Below are 17,656 nucleotides of genomic sequence, written 5' to 3'. Positions count from 1 at the left end.
AAGTGAGCGGTTACGTAATAATTTAATAAGGGAATGCTCATAGGCGGTAATTAAATGGAACTTAGCAATAAATTGGCACTAATAGGTGCAATTAGGTCTCTGGGTGGTTCCCTGCTCTGGTCCTTCACGGGATTCGCCCTATTCCAATACTACAGGCTACCTCTTACCCTGATATCAATCTTCTATGTAGCCCAGGCTGTGGTTAGTTCAATAGCCTTCGTGATTGGTGGTTACTTGGCGGACTTCCTAGGTAGGGTAAGGACAATGGTTATTTCGGCTGTGGTATCATCAATAGTAATGATCATTGCCTATTTAATAAATAGGCCTCTTGTTGTGGTTATCATGGTTCTCATTCAATCATTCTTTAATAATGTGTATGGTGTCGCCAATACATCAATTGTTGGGGACTACGCAAGGAGCTTCTCATCACTGGTTAGGTACTTCAGTAGGCTTAGGGTTGGTATTAATGCCGGTTGGGCCATTGGACCTGCCATTGGTGGCCTACTATATGAGGTTTATGGTTTTAGGGTATTGATGCTCCTAGGCTCAATAATACCACTAGCCGCACTACCACTGTTGGTGTCATTAAACGAGCCTAATTACATGGTTGAGGCAGGTCTAACATTCCATGTTAATAAATCATTCGCGTTGTTCCTAATACCAACATTCCTAACATTCCTCGTAATGGGGCAACTGGGCTTTCCATTACTCACGTATTATAATGCGCACGATGGCTTAACCACATTCCAAGTCGGCCTGCTATACATGGAGAACGGCTTACTTGTTGTTTTTCTCCAGGACCTTATTGGCAGGTACTTAAAGAAACCAAGTCTTATATCACTTGGTATGGTTATTTACGGCGTAAGCTACTTAACGGTGGCCTTTATACCGAACTTTGCCTGGGCCATTGCTGACATGCTCTTCATAACGTTCGCTGAAATGATAGTATCACCACTATCACAGAGCATTGCTAATACACTCGCCGACCCAAGGACAAGGGGTAGGTACATGGGACTTTACTCACTGGTTACTGGTTTAGGAAGAACCACTGCATCATCAATATCAAGCCTACTATTACCCTACGCCCTCAGGCAGCCACTGGCAATGTGGGGTTTTGTCTTTGCCGTGGCATTATCATCAACAGGATTATACGCAATTCTCGTTAAGGACATTGCCGTGGTTTCCCGAAGAGCATAATACTCATTAATCACTATGTAAGCACCACTACCGTGAATAATAGAAGTAAATTATGGCCCGGTTTCTACATAATGATGGCCGCAGCGCTCTGGTCAACGATAGGTGTTGTGAGTATGTATAGTGCAAATCCAATAATGCTTGGTCTCTTCAGGTCATTGTTTGCCTCGCTGGTATCCCTATTCATACGTAGATCACTCAATAAGGCATCGGTAATAACGGGCATAGCTCTCGGTGTATTGTTCGCAGCATACCCAATCGCAGCCGTAATGGCTGGTGTCGGCTTGGCGGCCTTCCTACTATATACTGCGCCACTATGGGCAACACTAGTGGCGCTTGTAATGGGTGAGAAACCTGGCAGACGAGGCGTTATTGGCGTTTCCCTAGTGATAATCGCCATAGTATTGATTGGCGCCCAAACAATCAAGGGCTCAATAAACATGATAGGCGTATTCATGGGTCTCCTATCTGGTATCTCCTACGGTTCATACATAGCCCTGGCAAGGAGGTTCGCTAAGATGGGTAATGAGGTTGATGTTTCCTGGGGTGCAATACCATATACACTAGTAGTCACGGCATTAACGGCCATCGCCTACTCAATTATTATGAACTCCTGGAGACCAATAGTTAGACCGGCCCTATGGGGTATTTACCTCGGCATAGTGACTACCGTGATTCCATATAGGCTCTTTGCGATGGGTGTGTCGAGGGTGAGGGCCTCTACGGCCTCCGTGATAGCCACCGTGGAGCCAGTCCTAGCGGCTCTTTGGGGCTTTCTATTCTTTAAGCAAATACCCACGGCACTAACACTAATAGCCTATGCCCTGATAATGGTGGCGTCAATAATAGTGTCATTTGAGGAGACTCAGTGATTTTTATGAGGATGGACAGAGCAGTTTGAGTAATTGTGCATTCGCATGTAGGTGCATTATTGATGGTAGTACGAATATTGCGAGCATGAGGTTTATGAAAACCACCACGGTTATAAATACATAGAGCCAATCCCTCTCCATGGCGAATGATGCAATACCAAGGGCAACCCTGAGTACTGGGGTCGCTATGAGGATCATGAGCCCAAGTATAATAAATGAGAGTGCGTCCAGGTTGGGTAACCTGGATAGTGCGTACATTGGTGGTATTACGGTTGTGTTTATTGGGGATCTCGAGTTCATGATAAGCTGTTCATTACATCCAAGGGCTTCGCCCTTGACTTGGAACAGGGCAATACCAATTAGTATTAGGGCTATGCTGATGATCACGCCGTACCTAAGGGTTAGCCCAATAATGTAATCCATATCCCACCTAGGCATTCCCACCACCTCTAACTGTAGTTCTGCTTTCTCTTCTTGCTGCTGATATGCCGTAGCGGTAATAAAGTATGGTCATGACTATTGCCGTGAAGACTACGCTCAACAGGTACTGGGTTGCCACGGCTATCGTTATTATGTGATCCATGTAGAGACCCTTCAGCAGCATCTCCATGCCCAGGAAAGCCAGTATTGCAAGGAAGACCCACCTAACCTGCTTATTCGTGATCCTCACAAGTATCCTCGTACCGCTCATAGCCCCTATCAAGACGCCTATAGCCGTTACAGCAGCCATCATCGGTTGTATATAGCCGAAGTACCAATAAAGGGCGCTGCCCGTAGCCGCCGTTACTCCTATCATGAAGTTGCTCGTTGTTGTGCTCACCTTCATGGGTAGGTTCATGGCCCAGTCCATCCCGAGGACTTTAAGCGCGCCACTACCAATACCCAACAAACCACTAATAAAACCCGCAAAGAACATTATCAATTCGCCGAGCCACCAACGAACACCCCAATACTTAACCTCCCTCTTTAGGGCATCGTCGTAGTAACTACCGTATAGTTTAAATATCCTCGTGGTTCGATCAGGTTTCCTAGGATCAGGTATTTCATACTTACCTCTCTGGGCTGTCGGTATTATTGACATTAGAATTACTATGCCGAAGACCACGTAGACAATCCACGCAAGGCTGTGGCTGTATATGTAGGCTGCCGTTAATGAACCAACTATTGACCCAGTCGTAGTGGCTATCTCGAGGCCCATGCCAATCCTGACATTAGTTATCTTATCCCTAATGTACGCACTGGCTGCGCCACTTGATGTCGCTATTGTGGATATTAGCGATGCACCAGCGGCGTAGGCGATTGGTATACCCAAGAACAATGTAAGTAAGGGCACTAATACCGTACCACCCCCCAAGCCTGTTAGCGATCCAAGTAATCCAGCTATAATACTGAATATAAGTAACTCTATGCAGCATAATATTGTTTTAAACAATACCATACTTATGCCAGTGATTAGAATGACCTTAAAAAACTAACTTACTACGAGGGACATGTTATGTATTTCGCGTCGATTGTTAATGCAAACCTAAATTGCATGCATATATTAATTTCATTGATTTTGAATGATCATCATACTTTACATTTTGTATATGTAAAATGAAGATTAAAAAGCCCCATACTTAATATTATTCAATTTCTCATTAACAATAGGCATCACTGCATACAACTTCTCAATAATATCATCCTCACTAACACTGAATAATTTACCATCCCTAACAATAAACCTACCACCCACCAATACGTCATTAACATCATGACCATCCAAAAACGATACCACGGACTCCACGGGATCATACGCAGGTAATGCCCTGGCATCATTAAGCCTAAGCGTTATTAAATCAGCCTTAAACCCCTCCTTAATCGCCCCAACATTATCCCCAATCAATAGGCCACCCCAGCCCGTGAGTGCCCTAAGCATTGTAATGGAGTTGAAGGAGGACTTATCATAGGTAATACCCACAGTTAATGCCTTGCCCACGGCTCTAGCGATCTTAGTCTCATGCAGCAAATCAAGACTTGTGAATGCACCACCATCACTTCCAAAGCCAAACAATGCATCGTTAAACATGGGTAGCCAATGCAGTCCCATGGCTATTGAGTCAACCATTGGACACCAGGCAATGCCTAACCCCCTATCTCTAACAATGGCTCTTTCTCTACTGGATAGGTAAACGGCGTGGGCTATCACCGTAGGCCTTACTAGCGTTAAGCCAAGCTTGTCGAAGACCTCGAGAGGCCTAATACCGTACTTAGTAAGTGCATAATCAACCTCACCTTGATACTCACCCAAATGATAGGTTATGCCCAACCCTTTATTTAGGCAATAATCCTTTACCTTGAGGAGTAGGTCTTTAGTAGCCATCATTACCTGCCTGATTGAACACCAAACCCTAACCCTATCATTAACCTCCGGCAGCAACTCCTCAATTCCACGTATGGCCTCATCAGCATCAGTGATTTTATCCCCACGTACATTAAAGGTCGACCGCGTAACCACACCCCTAATACCAACCTCATTAATTGCCTTAATTAACTCCCTAGGCCTCGGTGCGCCAGCCTCAATGAAGTATGTGATGCCATTCTTAGCCATGGCAATAACACTCACCAGTGAGGATAGGTATGCCAACTCATCATTGAGTAATTCCTCGAAGGGTATTAGGAGCTTTGTCCATAACGGCGGTAGCGCAAGTCTCTCATCATTAATGAAAGACCTGAGCAATACTTGTTGTGTATGCGTGTGGGTGTCAATGAGACCTGGCATTAGTATGTGCCTGTCCCTATTAATGACCTCCTCACCCCTATACTGTCTGAGTACGTCGCTTGCCCTACCCACCGCCTTAATTAGGCCATTATCTATGGCCACGGCTCCATCCTCTATAATTAATGGATTTGTCATCGTTATTACGTACTTAGCTCTAACAATTAGGTCGGTCTTATCCATCACTAATCACTCTGGTGGTATTTCTACGTAGGCTACCGATATGTCGATGCCAAACCTCTTTAGGTAGATTGATCTTGCGATTACGTAGGCCGCAATACCGAGTATTACTGCGCCGAGTTCTACGCCGTAGGCCAGCCAATTACCACCCCAAATCTGTGGGTAGGCTAGGAATTCATAGTCGAGGAATACGAATACGAGGAATTGAAGAATACCAGAAACAACGAGAGCGGTCCTAACTCCACCACTCAATTCATTGTTTTTCCTTAGGGCTATCAACACGGCAGCAACACCAACCAATGCCAAGTATGTCAGTGGGCCAACCTCAGTTCCATATAGTGCTGTGAATGTTCCGTAGAATATGCCCGTTAATGCAATGAGCATTGCTGTTATTGCCAAGTCTGTTACATGTGCGTATATTGGTGTTCCAAACCTAGGGCTTACGTAGGCAAAGAAGCTAGGCCAAACCCTATCAAAGGCAAGGGCAAACCAATACCTAACAATCACAATGGCGCCGTAGGCCAGTATTGCCAGGTACCAGGTAACTGATGATATACCAATAATCCAACTGAGCACGTTATTGTTTGACACGACCATGGCGATGGTCCAGTAATTCAGGATACTATTAATGTTAGGATTGGACAATGCAGCAGTCACGAAGTTAAAACCCAGTGAGTAGTAAAGGGCTTCAAAGCCTATTGTTGCCATTACCATCGTTATTAAGGCCGCCACCGGCACGTTATACTTAATGGCACCCCTACCCTTTATTTCGGAGGCTATTGCTGGTCCAGCCATTAACCATGGGTAGACATAGAGTGCGAAGAATGGTATCACCATGAATGCGCCGCTTAACGTGAACTCAGGGCCCTTATAACTACTGGCGAGTGATGAGTATGTGTAGCCACTGGGTAGTAACTTATTAATTGCTGCAATGGCCATGGACTTAGGCGTTGTAAATAATATTATTACTGTTATTATCAACCCAAGTAGTGATACTGTGGTTAGTGCGGTCATTAACCTAATACCATACCTAGTACCTAGTATGTTTGCTATGACTATTATGGCGAAGAAGGCGATGGCTATGGAGATCATGGACCAAGTATTGAAAGAGGCATTTATACCCAGTATCGGTAGTACCGACTCAAGCTGGAAAACGCCAGCTGTTGCAACAAGTGCGTAGTAGGCTAAGGCCTGTATTACGAATGCCATGACCAAGCCATTAATAAGCCAGGCAGCCCTTGGGCCGAATGCCCTAGTCAGCCAGACGTAGTCACCACCTGTGCGTGGTATTAACGTGGTTAGTAGTGTGTAGACTATTATTTGAGGTACTGAAAGTAAAAACGCAATTAATGATGCATATACCAGGTTCACACCAGTAACACTGGGTAGTGCCGCCAGTGTGAACCCTGCAGTACCTAACGCGGCTCCTATGGACATGTTGGCAATATTTATTGAAACAGCATCCCAAAAACCAGCCTCCTTGACTAAACCCGTGGATTCCCTAAGGAATACGCCCTGTTTAGCCCCCATTGTTTCATCAAGAATTGGAATATTTAAAAATCTTTCGCGCAACTATTATCGAATCTTTATTTAATGAATTTATTAAATAATTTAAATAATTAATTAAATAATAAAACGATAAGGAGACTTAAAAACAAACAAAGCGTTTGGTTTATTGTTAATGAAAAGTATTTAAACAGTACCGAAAAACTTAATTCGTGGTTGTTGGGATCCTTGACTTCGGAGGTCAATATAACCACTTAATACTTAGGCGTGTAATTGAACTGGGGTTTCAAGGTAGTTTTCTAGGTCCCATTGAGCCCATTAGCAGGGTTAAGCAGTCATTTGATTGCTTGATCATTAGTGGTGGTCCGTGGAACATACCCGAGGACCTACCCAAGACAGGTAACGCCATTGATTACATCCTTGAATTCCCCGGTCCTGTATTGGGTATTTGCCTTGGTCATCAATTAATGGCCCATGCATATGGTGGCGAATTAGGTAGGGGTAACCCTGAGTTTGGTGGTGTTAGGATCTACGTTGATAGGGAGGATACCATTCTCAGGGGAGTATCTAGGGAATTCACTGCATGGGAGAGTCATAATATAAGTGTTGTTAAGCAGCCGAGGGGCTTCGATGTAGTTGCCCATAGCGATAATGTGCCTGTTGAGGCAATGGTTAATGAGGGAATTAGTAGGTTTGGTGTGCAGTTTCACCCTGAAGTGAAGCACACGGAGTATGGCATAGTAATAATGAGGAACTTCCTGAATTTGTGTCATTAGTAATACTTGCCCTTATCATTTATAGTTTTAATTAAATAATTCACTGAATATTATGGGCCAGTTTTAAGCTAAAGTATTTAAACGGTTCATTGAATTATCCATTAATGATAAGCATAAGCGCTATTGATAAGGTCATTGAAAACATGAGGTCACTACACATAAACTGTGCACTTGCGGCTATCTCTGGGGGTGTTGATAGTACCACGGCAGCCATCCTCACCAGGAGGATAATTGGTGATAGATTAAGGGCTGTTTTCATTGATACTGGTTTCATGAGACTTAACGAGCCTGAGCACATTAAGGAGATACTTAGAGCTGTTCTTCCCCTTGAGATAATTAACGCCAGTGATAGGTTTTACCGTGAAATGCTTGGACTCAGTGATGCCGAGGAGAAGAGGATTAGGTTTAGGGAGGTGTTTTACACGGTTCTCTCGGAAATAGCCAAGGAGTATGACTGCGACTGGTTAGTACAGGGTACAATAGCCCCTGATTGGATTGAGACGAGGGGAGGCATTAAAACACAGCACAATGTGCTTGAGCAGGTGGGTATAGACACGGCCTCGAAATACGGTTTCAAACTCATTGAACCATTAAAGGACCTATATAAAGACCAGGTCAGGGAGTTGGCTAAGTCACTTGGTGTACCAAGTGAAATAGTTAATAGGCAGCCGTTTCCAGGACCTGGGCTCAGTATTAGGGCTGTGGGTGAGTTAACGCTTGAGAAGCTTGACGTGGCTAGGAGGGCTACGGACATAGTTGAGAGAAGGCTAGGTAACATGGGTCTTAGTCAATGGTTTGCCGCCACATGGGAGTATGATACAGTACCCAGCAGTGAATTATCAAGGGTTGTTAATGGCCTCGGTGATTTGCACGTGGAATTATTCAGTATTAGGGCGACAGGTGTCAAGGGTGACGCGAGGTCCTATGGCCACGTGGCGCTCATCAGGGGATACCCAGTTAATTGGGACGTAATTTATGAGTTACATAAGTACTTAGCCACCACCAGTGATGTTACTCACGTGATTTATGAATTAATGGGTAGGGGTGTAGGTAAGTATTTCGTGTCGATAAGGGCAATCGTTACTGATGATTTCATGACAGCCGACGTACCGAGACTCAGCCGTGAGATTCTCATGGACGTAGCTGAGGAAATACTGAGTAATGATAATAGGATTTCGTCCGTGGGCTTTGATGTAACGCCAAAGCCACCAGCGACAATTGAGTATGAGTAATCAGTGGAGTAGCTTTATGAGCTTATTTACGAAGTTCTCACCGAAATAATGAACCAAGTCTAGTTCATTAACAATGCGGTCCAGGTCTAGATCACGAAGCCTATTCCTAACGACTTCACCAACCTCCCATGGAAACACTATCCACCTATCCGTAGTATCCACATAATAATTAGGCTTGACTTTTGACCACGGCTTCACATAGAGGGTCGCAGTCCTCACCTCCCCAGCACCATAGAACCTAAGCAAATCCTTAGCAGTTGTTAAGGTTTTACCTGTATCAGCAACATCATCAACAATCAACGCACTCCTACCCCTTAGGTCATGTATTATTGGGTAAGTAATAATGGGTTCCTCACCCTGACCAACCCTAGTCCCATAACTCGTTAAGCCAAGGACCACCAAATCCTCAACACCCAGGAAATCAGAGACAAGCTTACCCACCATGTAACCACCCCTAAGGATTGCAACCACTGAGTCAGGCCTATAGCCAGAGTCCCTAATCATTAATGATAAGTCAAGCGCCAAATCCGTAAGTCTCTGCCAATTAAGGACCAGGAACTCCATTAATCAAATTATTGAAATAATAATGTTAAAAGGCTTTCCTCACCACAGGAAACAATTTATTAAAATTAATTAAACAATACAAACCCAACAACCTCAAGAAACGACAAAGGCAAGCGTAAAAATATACGGTGATAACAATGCATAGTAATTAAGGATTTGCCCCCTGCATGCATCCACACCATTAGTACGGGGCTCAGCGGCCCGGTTTTGGCCGGGTCGTTGGGCCTCGTACTAATGACGTGAATGCAAGGCAGGTATAGGCCTAATAATGTGTTCTCTACTATATTTATATTAATTACCCTAATTGATATTGTTTATATTATTTATGAATTCTTTATGAAATATCAATGTGGTGTGTATTATATGGGGTATTTTCTATTTTATTTTTATTTGAAATAGAAAACAATTTAAACAAAACTGAATATAAAAGGTACGTGAAAAAAGTCCTTAAGTGCCCGGGTATATGCCTTGATAAGTTCCTTGACTGCGCATTTAGGGCTATTATTGAGGCTAAGTTGGGTCTCGTGGATAAGGACGAGGCACTCGACGCACTTTGGGAATACCTCGTGAATATTGATTATGAAGTTAAGTTACTCGAGAAAAGGATAAACACGAGTAAGACCACCGAGGAAGGAACAACCTAGATATTGCCTTAGGATATGCAGGACTTTTTATAAGGTTCATGAGAAAGGAGGCTGCCATTATACCTGTTTCGGCTTCTTTTTACTTTGATTTCGTCCCTGGGCTAGGCCCAGGTAAGCATATTCTGGTTTTGTTCCTGTATGCAAGTGACTTGCAATTATCAATTATCTACTTGTATTGCTGAGTTCACATTTGTGGTTGCCGTGAGGAGGAGACCTACAACAAGTAGGGTTAAGAAGACCGAGACCTACTATGTATTGTTCCTAAAACTTACTAATCAAGTATGAGGAACTGGTTAGTAAGGACGTAATAATAACAATAAGGGTACCCGATGAATACCTAAAATTATGAAGATCTTTTTCATTAAGACCTCCTTAATTAAAACGTGAAACTCACCTATCACCGTATTAATTCGGTAATTAAATCAACAATTGCACTGAGTGAGGTTGCCAACCAAATCAGTGCTGGCACTTAATTGAAGATCACGGATACAGCATACACGATGCATATTTCAAATAACATTGACGTAATTCCTCATGCCTCAAGCTCCAGTAGTGCTCGATCAACACCCTGTGCTCTGAAGGAGGAACCCTTTATAAAATGCCGAATATCCCTAATTTCTAGCTAGGTAAGTATTAGTAGGTATTGCTCGTTATTAATATCCTCGATTGCGATGAACCGGCAATTAATCATGCCACAATCAATTAGCGGCTATTGAGCACGTATTTAGGTTTTCCCGAATAGCAATCATAAGTATCAAGAACTGTGATGGTAATGATAAGCAAGGGATTGATTGTAATTTGGTGCGGCCGCCGGGATTTGAACCCGGGTTCTGCGGCTCGGGGGGCCGCCATCCTAGACCAGTCTAGACCACGGCCGCTGTTATGGATAGGGTTAAGGAGGAATTTAAGTTTTTGTTTGTTATTTTTCGTATCTCGTGGTGCTTTGAATGCTTATATAGGTTAAATAGTGCGTTGTTTTGATGGGTAGTGTCTTTGGGCATGTGTTTAGGGTTGTGACCTTTGGGGAGTCTCATGGACCTGCTGTTGGGGTCGTGGTTGATGGAGTTCCTGCCGGCGTGACCCTTGATGAGTCCCTTATCAGGAGGGAACTTGAGAGGAGGCGTTTTTGTCAATTGCCAATCCTTAATCCTAGGTGTGAGGATGAGGAGTTTCAGATACTGTCTGGTGTTAAGGATGGGTTTACTGAGGGTACGCCAATAGCGGTTATTGTTTGGAACAGGAGGGCTATCTCTGATTACTATAATGAGCTTTGGATGAAGCCTAGGCCAGGTCATGCAGACCTCGCCTATTATCTGAAGTTTGGTAGGTTTTATGATCACAGGGGTGGTGGTAGGGCTAGCGGTAGGGAGACCGTGGCTAGGATAGTGGCTGGGGCCATTGCGAAGGCCGTGCTTAAGCAGGCAATAAATGTTGAAGTCGCAAGCCACCTTATTGAGCTTGGTGGTGTGGCTATTTCCAGGGAGGATTACACCTTTGAGGATGTGGTTAGGTCTTGGGAGAAGCCACTTCCCATGGTTGATGATGAGGCTGTGAGGAGGGCAGTGGATGTGTTGGTAAATACGGTTAAGGAGGGCGATAGTGTTGGTGGTATTGGGGAGGTGCTTACCACGGAGGTTCCGCCAGGGCTTGGTGAGCCAGTCTTCGATAAGTTAAGGGCTGATTTAGCGAAGGCTGTTATGTCAATAGGCAGTGCCGTCGGTATTGAGTTTGGGCTTGGGTTTAGGCTGGCTAGGATGAGGGGTAGTGAGGCTAATGACCAGGTTGTGCTTAGGGATGGTAGGCCGAGGCTTGAGACCAATAGGGTTGGTGGGACGCTTGGTGGTATGAGTATTGGTGAGCCCATTAGGTTTAGGGTCGCCTTTAAACCAACGCCTAGTATTAGGAAGGTTCAGAGGACTGTGGATTTGGAGAGGATGGTGAAGACGGCAATAACCTTTAGAGGTCGTTATGATGTATCGACTGCACCGAAGGCCATACTCGCAGCCGAAGCTATGACGGCGATAGTCCTCGTGGACCATGCAATGAGGGCCGGCCTAATACCGAGGGTCATCAGGAGGTAGCTTAAAAGGTTGGGAGGGGGTAACCTAGTTTGGTGGGGGTAACTGCTCTTCGACATTAGAGTTAATGAGGGTCTTAGGGATTTATTCGATAGAGAGGAGGTTGAGGATACTCGAGGTTTGTGTTGATGGTTGTCACTGGTCAATTATTAAAAAGGCCCTTGAGGCCATGGAGGGTAGAGAGTTTAATAATTCCACCGTTGATTCACTCATTAAGGCATTGATTGCTCATTAAGAAGGGTAGTACCTACGTATTACTTAATAAGTTGATGCGGATGCCGTGATGGGCCTTAGGTGTTTTGTTAATGCGGTAAATAGTGATAATGTTTAAAAATATAGTTTCTTAATAGACCTGGGACCTCTATGGAATATCTAGATTCGTAAGGTTCAGGGTTAAACCCTGTTATTATCCTAGCCTAGTCGTGAGTGATCATTGCCTATTCGGTGATTATTATGCTCTCTGAGTTGAGGCGTAGTATTGATGCTATTGATGAGGAGTTGATTAGGTTAATTGGGGAGAGGGTTAGACTTGCGGCTGAGGTTGGTAGGGTCAAGAGGGGTCTCGGTTTGCCGATTGTTGATGATTATCGTGAGAGGGAAGTTATTGCCAAGTGGATTGAGGGTTTGGGTAAGTTCGGTGTTGACCTTGAGTCCGCAATTGGGATTGCGCAGTCCATAATTGGGGCATCGACGAAAGTTCAATTAACGAATAAGCTGGATATCAGGGTAGCTATAGTCGGTAGTGGTAGGGTTGGCAGGACAATGGCCAAGGCACTTGGTAGGGTCACCAACGTTATTCTACAGGGGCATTCCGAGGAGTTAGTGCTTGGCGACGTCATTATGCTGGCCACAAGGCCGACCTCCGACTCCCTGGGCATAATTACTAAGTACTCAAGTAGGTTCAGGGGTTCCGTGGTCATGGACCTATTCTCCGTTAAGACACCTATTTTTAGGCTTATTGAGAATGAATCGTTAAGGAGTGGGTTCCACTACATAAGTGCGCACCCGCTCTTTGGTGAGTTAGGTAATCCAATTGGTGAGACTGTGGTCTTAATACCATCAAGGACTAGTGGTGATAGGTTGGACATGGTCAGGGAGCTCTTCACGAGCGCTGGCTTTAATGTAGTGGTTTTAGGTAGTCCTGAGGAGCATGATAGGTTGATGGCTTACATCCAGGTTGCACACCATGTATTGTTACTAACGCTTTATAGAGCCATGAGAAGGGCTGGCATTGACCTGAATACGCCACTAGCCACCCATAGCCTTAGGTACACGCTTAAGGCCCTGGAGAGGGTTTTGGAACAACCTGAGGTTAGTAATGAGTTGTTTAGGTTGAATCCATACTCGAAGAGTGTGGCTGGGGAACTAGGTGATTTATTAAAGGAGGTTGTTAGGGAACTTGATGGAGACAATGCCATAGGGGGTGTTGGGCCATGATAATTAGGGCATCAAACAATAGGGTGAATGATGTAGCAAGCCTACTGGATAGGGCTGGGATTAAACTAAACATTGTTAGGATATATGGGGAGGAGTTAATAGTTACTTGGCCTGACTCAAGGGTTGATGTTAATTCCGTGAAGTCAGTGGACCCGAATGCCGTGATTATTGAGGTTAAGACCAAGTATCAATTGGCGAGTAATACCTGGAGGGATAGGACCGTAGTCGATGTTAATGGGGTTAGGATCGGTGGTAATGACGTAATAGTTGCCGCGGGACCATGTGCCGTGGAGAGTTATGAGCAGGTTAGGGATACGGCTGTCGCCGTTAAAGAGGCTGGTGCTAGGTTGCTTAGGGGTGGTGCGTTTAAGCCTAGGACAAATCCATATAGCTTCCAGGGACTTGGTATTGAGGGTCTTAGGATACTTAGGAGGGTTGGTGATGAGGTCGGTATCCCAGTGGTTTCGGAGGTGATGGATACCAGGATGGTCAAGACCGCGGCTGAGTACGTGGATATACTACAGATAGGCGCGAGGAATGCCCAGAACTTTGACCTGCTCAGGGAGGTTGGTAGGTTGGGTAAGCCTGTGCTCCTTAAGCGTGGCCTTGGGAATACCGTTGATGAGTGGTTACAGGCAGCTGAGTACGTGCTTCTTGAGGGTGATGGAGACGTGATGCTTTGCGAGAGGGGTATAAGGACGTTCGAACATGCTACCAGGTTTACCCTAGACCTAGGCGCCGTTGTTGCTGTTAAGAAACTAACGCACTTACCCATCTGTGTTGATCCATCGCATCCAGCGGGTAGGAGGGACCTGGTAATACCGCTTGCCCTGGCCGCCATAGCCGCGGGTGCAGACATGCTCCTCGTGGAGGTTCACCCAAGGCCTTGGGAGGCTCTCTCCGATGCTGAGCAACAATTAACCTTCGATATGTTTAGGGAATTAATGGTTAAGGGTAGGGAGGTGGCGAGGGCTATTGGTAGGTCATTATGAGGGAATTCACCTATAAATCACGTGATGGTGATGTCTATGTTCTAATCAATGTTAATCATGGTGATGTCCTGGAAAAAATCACGGAGAATTACACTGGATGCACTGTGTTTGTCTCAAGGAGTATTGTTGATAGGGTTCATACGAAGTGCCCATTAATCCCAGTAATTGATGGTGAGGAGGGTAAAAGCATTGAGGCGGTGCTAAGTATCGTGAGGAATGCTCATGAACTTAGTATAGATAGGGATGGCCTATTCATTGGTGTTGGTGGCGGTAGTGTCCTTGATGTGGTGGGTTTCTCAGCATCAATATACCTGAGGGGTGTTGATTATGTTAATGTCCCAACAACCATGCTATCCATGGTCGACGCATCCCTAGGCGGTAAGACAGGGGTTAATGCCCTGGGTCTCAAGAACGTGATTGGTGTCATTAGGCAGCCGAGGTACGTAATCATTGACCTAACCTTCCTAGAATCACTACCAATGCCCAACTACATTGATGGCTTCGCTGAGGTTATTAAGTACGGCATAACCATGGATAGGGAACTACTGGGTCAGGTAATGAGTAGTACGGATAAATTACTAGGTAGGGATTATGGGGTCCTTGAGGAGGTCATTTATAGGTCCCTAAGGGATAAGGCTAGTATTGTTGAGGTTGATGAATTAGATAGGGGTAATGCAAGGGCTGTGCTTAATTATGGACATACAGTGGGGCACGCCATAGAATCAGTATCTAATTTCTCAATTAGTCATGGTAGGGCGGTAGCGCTAGGTATGATCTGTGAGGCGCGTATTGGCGTTAAGCTAGGCTATACATCGAGAGAAGTACCTGGCCTATTAATGGACGTATTATCACGGTTTAACCTAATCAATAGGGTTGCTATTGATGTGAATGGGCTGGTTAATGCCATGGTGAGGGATAAGAAGAGGAGTGGTGAATTCATTAAATTGCCGGTGGTGATTGACGTGGGTAAGTGGGGCATGGTTAGGGTGAGGATTAAGGATTTGATGAACCTGGTGATTGAGGAATGCGGGTCTATGCAGTAATAGGTTACCCACTTAATTACACGCTATCACCCAGTATTCATAATTACGTATTTAGAGTGCTGGGGCTTGATGCGATTTACGTGCCTCTCAAGGTATCACCAAGTAGGTTGAGGCACTTCGTGGAGTTCGCCAGGGATTCCCTAAGTGGCTTCAATGTGACTATACCGCATAAGGTGTCTATTGTACAGTTGATAGATGGTACTACGGGGCCTGCCAAGGAACTCGGTAGTGTTAATACCGTGGTTAATAGAGATGGCGAATTACTGGGCTACAACACCGATTACCTAGCCATTAGACAGGCATTAAGCGAGAGGGGTTATTTGGGTGGTGATGCGTTGATTATTGGTGCTGGTGGTGTCGCTAGGGCAGCCGCACTAGCCCTTAGGGATTTAGGCTGTACCAGGGTTTATGTAATGAATAGGACTGTGGAAAGAGGCCGTGAGTTATGCTCACTAATTAATTCATGGGGTATTGATTGTGAGGTTCTTAGCCTACAACGAGATTTTGGCATTAAGGTTCAATTACTAATAAACGCCACCCCATTGGGAGTCGAGGAAGGTTTCCCAATAGATCCAAGGAACGCCGGTGCAGAGTTAGTCCTTGATTTAGCGTATAGACTAAGTGGTGATACAAGCCTTGTGGAGCTGGCTAGGAGAGAGTCAATACGGTATATAGATGGACTCGAGATATTGATTAGGCAGGCAATCGAGGCTGATAAGGCTTGGTTAGGTTCATTTGAAAGGCCTGATTGGCGTGAGGTTCTTACGGTATTACGTGGAAGATAATTATCATTCATTCCCTATTGAACATTGATAAGGAGTTCCTCATCATCTTAACCTTATTACAAAAACCAATACTCAATTGCCCAGGTCCTGTCCTCCCACGTGTGGAGCAATACATGAGCGCTGATCCCATCATTATTGAGATAGCCCTATACGTGGGATTCCTGGGAATCACGGCTACGTGAATACCACCAACATCAAGTAGCCTAAGTAGGTTTAGGAATTCACCGTCATTTATTGAGAATATCTTATACAACAATGCCCTGAGTCTCTTAGCCACCTCAATATCCTTAAGCGCAGACTCATATGAATTAGCGTCTCTGTTAAAGACGTGCCTGGATAGGATTGATCCCTCGGCTAGGTCACCATACACATCAGGGTACTTGGACAATAGGCTTATCTCTATGTCGATTAACGCACCAATGTCTTTGCTGAACTCAAGCACCTTATACTTAATTTCGGGTTCAATACTATGACTACCGCCCTCATCACGCTCCCTCACTGTGACTATGGTTGGGTAATGCGATACGTAATTCTCTATAGCGATCCTAAGCTCTTGGTTTAGGCTTAAATTCTCTACGTAGTCAAGTCTCAACTCAACGGCCTCGCAAGACGTTGGTAAGTAATAGAAGGAGGGTTTCCTCAATGGTACGGCACAGACCAGCACTGGTTTCCTCGTCAGTAGTTTGTCCCATGTAGACATTACTAAGTACTAATACCTAGAAATTTAAAAATGTTGGTATTACATATCAATACTAAATAGATCATGGATTCGAGAGACGAGGAATACATAACCTATGGAGGAATATCAATAATAAATGCAGTACCTGCATGGTTAGGCGGTTCCTTAGCCATAGACCTTAAGGTGAAGACCAGGATCAGTGAGGGTTCTTGCGAAATGAATGACTTCATAAATTTCATACTTAATTACCTAGGGAGTAGGCTTGGATCTATACATGGTGTATGCGTTGAGGTTAATAGTGAGGTTCCACCAGGCAGTGGTTTGAAGAGTAATAGTGCCGTTGCCGTGGGCGTCATATATAGCTTACTAAGGTTCTTGGGTAAGGATGTTAATCCCGTGGATGCTGCTAAATTAGCGGCTGAGGTAACGAGAGCCCATGGTTCATCAATAACAGGTGCATTTGACGATGCGTCAGCCGCAATCCTCGGAGGCGCTGTACTCACTGATAATAAGTCATTGAGGATAATCAAGCAGTTAAACCCTGATTCACTCACTGTAGTTATTACTGGTTATATGGAGAGGAAGAGATTGCAAGCCATTGATAGGTTAAGGGCATTATCGGGGATTTACCAAGCACTATTCAATATGGCATTAAGTGGTGATTTATGGAGGGCAGCGACTATAAACGGGATGCTGATTGCGGAGTCACTGGAGTACCATAATGCCCTGAAGGCCATAGGCGTAGCGCTAAGGCTTGGTGCTGTTGCATCTGGTGTGAGTGGTAATGGCCCATCGATATACGCCATATTTAAGCCAGGTGAGGAGAGCCCATTTATAGATTATATAAAGAATACCTGGGGCTACCACTTAATCACTAATTTAGTTGGGATTCGGTACTTAGTATTGTGAATTTCTA

At 44.8% G+C, this 17,656-nt stretch carries 19 protein-coding genes and 1 tRNA gene; 13 read left to right on the top strand and 7 right to left on the bottom strand.

Annotated features, from left to right (window positions below; translation table 11 throughout):
* Positions 1-54 precede the first annotated feature (54 nt).
* Entirely contained in the window at positions 55-1,197 is a 1,143-nt protein-coding gene (locus ACP5L5_RS06455) for an MFS transporter (RefSeq protein ID WP_428762470.1), read from the top strand.
* Positions 1,198-1,229: 32 nt separating this feature from the next.
* The gene (locus ACP5L5_RS06450) at positions 1,230-2,066 is read left to right on the top strand and encodes a DMT family transporter (RefSeq protein ID WP_428762468.1); all 837 of its coding nucleotides are present in this window, start codon (positions 1,230-1,232) and stop codon (positions 2,064-2,066) included.
* Positions 2,067-2,069: 3 nt separating this feature from the next.
* Here ACP5L5_RS06450 and ACP5L5_RS06445 read toward each other — a convergent pair whose 3' ends face one another.
* The 4 genes from ACP5L5_RS06445 to ACP5L5_RS06430 form a co-directional block, all read right to left on the bottom strand.
* Positions 2,070-2,504, bottom strand: a complete 435-nt coding sequence (locus ACP5L5_RS06445; RefSeq protein WP_428762467.1) for a DUF1634 domain-containing protein — start codon at positions 2,502-2,504, stop codon at positions 2,070-2,072.
* Complete coding sequence (locus tag ACP5L5_RS06440; protein WP_428762466.1) at positions 2,497-3,504, bottom strand: sulfite exporter TauE/SafE family protein; 1,008 nt, start codon at positions 3,502-3,504, stop codon at positions 2,497-2,499. The genes ACP5L5_RS06445 and ACP5L5_RS06440 overlap by 8 nt, the downstream gene beginning before the upstream one ends.
* A gap of 165 nt (positions 3,505-3,669) precedes the next feature.
* Complete coding sequence (locus ACP5L5_RS06435; RefSeq protein ID WP_428762464.1) at positions 3,670-5,007, bottom strand: amidohydrolase family protein; 1,338 nt, start codon at positions 5,005-5,007, stop codon at positions 3,670-3,672.
* A 6-nt stretch (positions 5,008-5,013) separates the two neighbouring features.
* Complete coding sequence (locus ACP5L5_RS06430; RefSeq protein ID WP_428762462.1) at positions 5,014-6,534, bottom strand: APC family permease; 1,521 nt, start codon at positions 6,532-6,534, stop codon at positions 5,014-5,016.
* Between the two features lie 188 nt (positions 6,535-6,722).
* Here ACP5L5_RS06430 and guaA point away from each other — a divergent pair, with 188 nt between their 5' ends.
* Together guaA and ACP5L5_RS06420 are read left to right on the top strand one after the other, a co-directional pair.
* Entirely contained in the window at positions 6,723-7,286 is a 564-nt protein-coding gene (guaA, locus tag ACP5L5_RS06425; RefSeq protein ID WP_428762461.1) for a glutamine-hydrolyzing GMP synthase, read from the top strand.
* A gap of 104 nt (positions 7,287-7,390) precedes the next feature.
* Positions 7,391-8,518: a GMP synthase gene (locus ACP5L5_RS06420; protein WP_428762460.1), complete on the top strand. Its 1,128-nt coding sequence runs from the start codon at positions 7,391-7,393 to the stop codon at positions 8,516-8,518.
* On the opposite strand, the gene ACP5L5_RS06415 is transcribed toward ACP5L5_RS06420, so the two are convergent.
* Entirely contained in the window at positions 8,519-9,082 is a 564-nt protein-coding gene (locus ACP5L5_RS06415; protein WP_428762459.1) for a phosphoribosyltransferase, read from the bottom strand.
* A 434-nt stretch (positions 9,083-9,516) separates the two neighbouring features.
* Here ACP5L5_RS06415 and ACP5L5_RS06410 point away from each other — a divergent pair, with 434 nt between their 5' ends.
* The gene (locus tag ACP5L5_RS06410; RefSeq protein ID WP_428762457.1) at positions 9,517-9,726 is read left to right on the top strand and encodes a hypothetical protein; all 210 of its coding nucleotides are present in this window, start codon (positions 9,517-9,519) and stop codon (positions 9,724-9,726) included.
* Between the two features lie 138 nt (positions 9,727-9,864).
* Entirely contained in the window at positions 9,865-10,011 is a 147-nt protein-coding gene (locus ACP5L5_RS06405) for a hypothetical protein (protein ID WP_428762456.1), read from the top strand.
* A gap of 514 nt (positions 10,012-10,525) precedes the next feature.
* On the opposite strand, the gene ACP5L5_RS06400 is transcribed toward ACP5L5_RS06405, so the two are convergent.
* Positions 10,526-10,604, bottom strand: a tRNA-Gly gene (locus ACP5L5_RS06400).
* Positions 10,605-10,706: 102 nt separating this feature from the next.
* On the opposite strand from ACP5L5_RS06400, the gene aroC reads away from it, so the two are divergent.
* The 6 genes from aroC (at position 10,707) to aroE (ending at position 16,061) form a co-directional block, all read left to right on the top strand.
* A complete protein-coding gene (gene aroC / locus ACP5L5_RS06395; RefSeq protein WP_428762454.1) occupies positions 10,707-11,807 on the top strand; it encodes a chorismate synthase in 1,101 nt (366 codons plus the stop codon).
* Positions 11,808-11,871: 64 nt separating this feature from the next.
* Positions 11,872-12,039, top strand: coding sequence for a hypothetical protein (locus tag ACP5L5_RS06390; RefSeq protein WP_428762452.1), 168 nt, complete (start codon positions 11,872-11,874; stop codon positions 12,037-12,039).
* A 218-nt stretch (positions 12,040-12,257) separates the two neighbouring features.
* Positions 12,258-13,241 carry a prephenate dehydrogenase/arogenate dehydrogenase family protein gene (locus ACP5L5_RS06385; RefSeq protein WP_428762451.1) on the top strand — a complete coding sequence of 328 codons (984 nt, stop codon included), beginning with the start codon at positions 12,258-12,260 and terminating at the stop codon, positions 13,239-13,241.
* Complete coding sequence (aroF, locus tag ACP5L5_RS06380; RefSeq protein ID WP_428762450.1) at positions 13,238-14,233, top strand: 3-deoxy-7-phosphoheptulonate synthase; 996 nt, start codon at positions 13,238-13,240, stop codon at positions 14,231-14,233. Before ACP5L5_RS06385 ends, aroF begins: the two co-directional genes overlap by 4 nt.
* Positions 14,230-15,276, top strand: coding sequence for a 3-dehydroquinate synthase (locus ACP5L5_RS06375; protein ID WP_428762449.1), 1,047 nt, complete (start codon positions 14,230-14,232; stop codon positions 15,274-15,276). The genes aroF and ACP5L5_RS06375 overlap by 4 nt, the downstream gene beginning before the upstream one ends.
* Complete coding sequence (aroE, locus tag ACP5L5_RS06370; RefSeq protein ID WP_428762448.1) at positions 15,258-16,061, top strand: shikimate dehydrogenase; 804 nt, start codon at positions 15,258-15,260, stop codon at positions 16,059-16,061. Before ACP5L5_RS06375 ends, aroE begins: the two co-directional genes overlap by 19 nt.
* A 7-nt stretch (positions 16,062-16,068) precedes the next feature.
* Here aroE and ACP5L5_RS06365 read toward each other — a convergent pair whose 3' ends face one another.
* Positions 16,069-16,761, bottom strand: a complete 693-nt coding sequence (locus ACP5L5_RS06365) for a type I 3-dehydroquinate dehydratase (protein ID WP_428762447.1) — start codon at positions 16,759-16,761, stop codon at positions 16,069-16,071.
* A 63-nt stretch (positions 16,762-16,824) separates the two neighbouring features.
* Here ACP5L5_RS06365 and ACP5L5_RS06360 point away from each other — a divergent pair, with 63 nt between their 5' ends.
* Positions 16,825-17,649: a shikimate kinase gene (locus ACP5L5_RS06360; RefSeq protein WP_428762446.1), complete on the top strand. Its 825-nt coding sequence runs from the start codon at positions 16,825-16,827 to the stop codon at positions 17,647-17,649.
* The last annotated feature ends 7 nt before the right edge of the window (positions 17,650-17,656 follow it).

The organism is Vulcanisaeta sp., from assembly GCF_049966235.1.
Classification (GTDB): domain Archaea; phylum Thermoproteota; class Thermoprotei; order Thermoproteales; family Thermocladiaceae; genus Vulcanisaeta; species Vulcanisaeta moutnovskia.
The sequence above is the reverse complement of the archived record's forward strand: the minus strand, read 5'-3'. Positions and strand labels throughout refer to the sequence as shown.